The sequence below is a fragment of the Kitasatospora sp. NPDC001225 genome, assembly GCF_053597855.1.
Map to the genome: position 1 here is coordinate 1 of NZ_JBSFJC010000293.1, position 3,634 is coordinate 3,634.

Sequence of the window (3,634 nt, forward strand, 5' to 3'; positions counted from 1 at the left end):
GCGGGCGGGACGAGTCCGGCGGAGGGGGCGCGGACGGCGGGCGGGGCGCGGGGCGGGCCTCCGCCCGCCGGTGGGCCGCGCTGCTCGCCCTGCTCGTCGGGCTCTTCCTCGTCGACGAGCTCCCGCCCTACCTGCGCTTCGATCCGGCGAAGGCGCGCATCAACCTGGACCCCCAGGTCCCGTGGCACTACGCGGTCCTGGTGGCGCACATCGCCTTCGGGTCGATCGCGCTGGTCACCGTCGTGCTCCAGCTGTGGCCCGGGCTGCGGCGGACCCGCCCGCGGGTGCACCGGCTCAGCGGCCGGCTCTACGTGTACGCCGGCGCCCTGCCCTGTGCCGTCACCGCGCTGGTGATCATGCCGCTGATGCCCGAGTGGCGCGGCGACATCGGGATCGCGCTCCAGGCGCTGCTGTGGATCGCGACCACGGTGGCCGGGACGGTGGCGGCCCGCCGGCACCGCTGGGCCGAGCACCGCCGGTGGATGCTGCGGAGCTTCGCGCTCGCCGCCGGCGTGCTGTGGGGCCGCGCCATGGTCGACGTCATGGTCCACACGGGTGCGCCCGTCCCGCTCGACTACCTGTTCGAGGTCGCGCGCTGGCTCGGCTGGATGGTCAACCTCGTCCTCGTGCAGCTCTGGCTGGACCGGAAGCCGCGGCGACGGCTCCCGGTGTCCGCCTGAGGGAAGGGCCGCCGGGCCCCTCCGGTCACGCCTCCGGCCCCACCATGGGCCTGATCTCCACCCGGGCCAGCCGGGCGTCGGGAATGCGGGCGGCGATCTCCGCCGCCCGCTCCATGCCGTCGCAGTCGACGATGTCGTAGCCCGCCAGGTGCTCCTTGACCTCGGCGAACGGACCGTCCACGACCTGCACCGCGCCGTTGCGGACCCGCACCGCCCGGCTCCGCTCCGGGGGAGCCAGCACCGAGCCGCCGACCCACTCCCCGGACGCCTCCAGTTCGCCGATCAGCGCCGCGTGCTCGGGGCCGAGCGAGGCCCGCTCCGCCTCCGTGAGCGCCTCCCACACCACCGGGTCGCTGTAGATCAGCAGCATGTACTTCACGCACGTCCTCCGCGGCCTGTTCCGGAACTTCGTGGACGACGATAGCGAAGCGGATGTCGGATCGCAGGCCGCGGCTCCGACCCCGGGGTGACGGACGCCCTCCGGGGGCGGTTCCGTCCCGTACAACCCGACTCTGGAGGACGTACCCATGACCTCGCCGACGACCGCGGCCTCCCCGCCGCGAGCGGGGCGCCGCGAGTGGACGGGCCTGGCGGTTCTCGCCCTGCCCACACTCCTGCTCGCGCTGGATCTCAGCGTGACCTACCTGGCGCTGCCCAGCCTGACCGACGACCTCGGGGCCGGCGCCACCGAGCAGCTGTGGATCACCGACGTGTACGGCTTCCTGACGGCCGGCTTCCTGGTCACCATGGGCACGCTGGGTGACCGCGTCGGCCGCCGCAAGCTGCTGCTGTACGGCGCGGTGGCCTTCGGGATCGCCTCGGCGGTGGCCGCCTGGTCGACCAGCCCGGGCATGCTGATCGCGGCGCGCGCCGCGATGGGCGTCGCCGGGGCCACCCTGATGCCCTCCACGCTGGCGCTGATCAGCAACATGTTCCAGGACCCGCGGCAGCGCGGCATGGCCTTCGCGGTGTGGATGAGCTGCTTCATGGGCGGCGCGGCCGCCGGGCCGGTCATCGGCGGCGCGCTGCTCAGCCACTTCTGGTGGGGCTCGGTGTTCCTGCTGGCCATCCCGGTGATGGTGCTGCTGCTGGCCGTCGGTCCGGTGTTCCTGCCCGAGTACCGCTCCCCGCAGGTCCGCGGCGCGGACCCGCTGAGCGTCGCCCTGTCCCTGCTGGCGATGCTTCCCCTGGTCTACGGCATCAAGGACATGGCCCGGGACGGGGTCCAGCCGCTGGGCGCGGCCGCGGCCGTCGCCGGCCTGGCCTTCGGGGCCGTGTTCGTGGCGCGGCAGCGCCGGCTCGCCGACCCGCTCCTCGACGTCCGGCTCTTCAAGCGGCTCGCGTTCACCGCGGCGCTGGTGATCCTGATGCTCGGGGTGGCCACCCAGGGCGGGGTGATGTTCCTGATCAGCCGGTACCTGCAGTCGGTCGAGGGGTTCACCCCGCTGCACGCGGGCCTGTGGCTCGTCCCGTCCTCGCTGGCGATGGTGGTCGGGAGCATGCTGGCGCCGCTCGCCGCACGCCGGTTCACCCCCCGGGTGGTGATCGCCGCCGGCATGGGCCTCGCCGCGGTCGGCTTCGCGCTGCTCGCCGTCCTGGACACCTCGGACGGGCTGTCCCAGCTGGTGGGCGGCATCATCCTGGTCTTCCTCGGGATCGGGTTCGTGGGCGCGCTCGGCCAGGACCTCGTGGTGGGTTCCGTGCCCCCCGCGAACGCCGGGGCGGCGGCGGCGCTCTCGCAGACCAGCGGCGACTTCGGCATCTCGCTGGGGGTGGCCGCGCTGGGGAGCATAGGAGCCGCCGTCTACGGTGCCCGGATGGACGGCTTCAGCCCGTCCGGGGCCCCGGCCGGCGCGCTCCCCGACGTCCGGCAGAGCGTCGAGGCCGCCGCACAGGAGGCCGGGCGGCTGTCCGGGGACGCGGGCGCGCGCCTGCTCGAGCACGCGCGCGACGCGTTCACCTCGGGCCTGAACGCCGCCGCCGTGGTCAGTGCCGTCCTGGTCGCCGCCCTCGGTGTCCTGGCGCTCGGCGCGCTCGGGTCGCGCTCCGCGGCCGGGGCGGTGTCCCCGGCGGCGGAGGAGTCGCCCGCACCGACCGCCACGGCCGTGGAATGACCCGCCGCAGCAGAGCGCCGCGGAACACCGCGGCCCGGAACACCGCGGCACGGAACACGGCAGTACGGAGCACGGCAGTACGGAACACCGCAGTACGGAACACCGCACCGCACGAGAGGAAGAACGGCACCATGGACACGGAACCGCAGTCGGAGCTCCCCCGGGTCGTCGGGCGGGAGGAGTGGCTCGCCGCCCGCCGGGAGTTCCTGGTCAGGGAGAAGGAGTTCACGCACGCCCGGGAGGCGCTGAGCGCCGAGCGCAGGCGGCTCCCGATGGTCCGGGTCGAGGAGGACTACGTCTTCGAGGGCCCCGACGGCAAGGCGTCCCTGGCCGACCTCTTCGAGGGACGCCGGCAACTGATCGTCCATCACGTGATGTTCGACCCGGAGTGGGAGGAGGGCTGCCCCAGCTGCCGGTTCCAGATCCGGGAGATCGGGTACCTGCCGCACCTGCACGAGCGGGACACCACGCTGGTGCTGGTCTCCCGCGCGCCGCAGGAGAAGATCCGCCGGTACAAGGAGCGGATGGGCTGGGACATCCCGTACTACTCGTCGTACGGGAGCCGCTTCAACTACGACTTCCACGCCACGCTGGACGAGTCCGTGACCCCGCTCCTGATCAACTTCCGGACCAGGGAGGAGCACGAGGCCGCCGTCGGCCCCTGGGACATCTGGGGCCACGAACTCCCCGCGGTCAGCGTCTTCCTGCGGGACGGCGAGGAGGTCTACCACACCTACTCGACCTTCTCGCGCGGGCCGACGTTGGCCTCGATCTTGCGGGAGGCGTCGTCGGCGTCCCAGCCCGCCACCGTCTCGGAGATCAGCGAGGTGATCTCGGTGC

General features: G+C 73.5%; 3 protein-coding genes and 1 pseudogene. 3 read left to right on the top strand and 1 reads right to left on the bottom strand.

Translation table 11 applies throughout. The features are described 5' to 3' along the window. The coding region (locus ACWDCZ_RS39395; RefSeq protein ID WP_449818477.1) for a DUF2306 domain-containing protein at positions 1–680 on the top strand (680 nt) is incomplete at its 5' end. Positions 681–705: 25 nt separating this feature from the next. Here ACWDCZ_RS39395 and ACWDCZ_RS39400 read toward each other — a convergent pair. Beyond that, positions 706–1,050, bottom strand: a complete 345-nt coding sequence (locus tag ACWDCZ_RS39400) for a YciI family protein (RefSeq protein WP_234348258.1) — start codon at positions 1,048–1,050, stop codon at positions 706–708. 157 nt (positions 1,051–1,207) lie between these two features. On the opposite strand from ACWDCZ_RS39400, the gene ACWDCZ_RS39405 reads away from it, so the two are divergent. Both ACWDCZ_RS39405 and ACWDCZ_RS39410 read left to right on the top strand, forming a co-directional pair. Then, on the top strand, positions 1,208–2,794 hold the full coding sequence (locus tag ACWDCZ_RS39405; RefSeq protein WP_074002839.1) for an MFS transporter: 1,587 nt from the start codon (positions 1,208–1,210) through the stop codon (positions 2,792–2,794). Positions 2,795–2,925: 131 nt separating this feature from the next. Beyond that, positions 2,926–3,492: pseudogene (locus tag ACWDCZ_RS39410) on the top strand (DUF899 family protein); the annotation flags it as partial. Positions 3,493–3,634 lie beyond the last annotated feature (142 nt).

Bases quoted from the DNA above. Each gene is read 5' to 3' on its own strand.
- ACWDCZ_RS39400 (WP_234348258.1), bottom strand. From the start codon at position 1,050: ATGCTGCTGATCTACAGCGACCCGGTGGTGTGGGAGGCGCTCACGGAG.
- ACWDCZ_RS39405 (WP_074002839.1), top strand. From the start codon at position 1,208: ATGACCTCGCCGACGACCGCGGCCTCCCCGCCGCGAGCGGGGCGCCGC.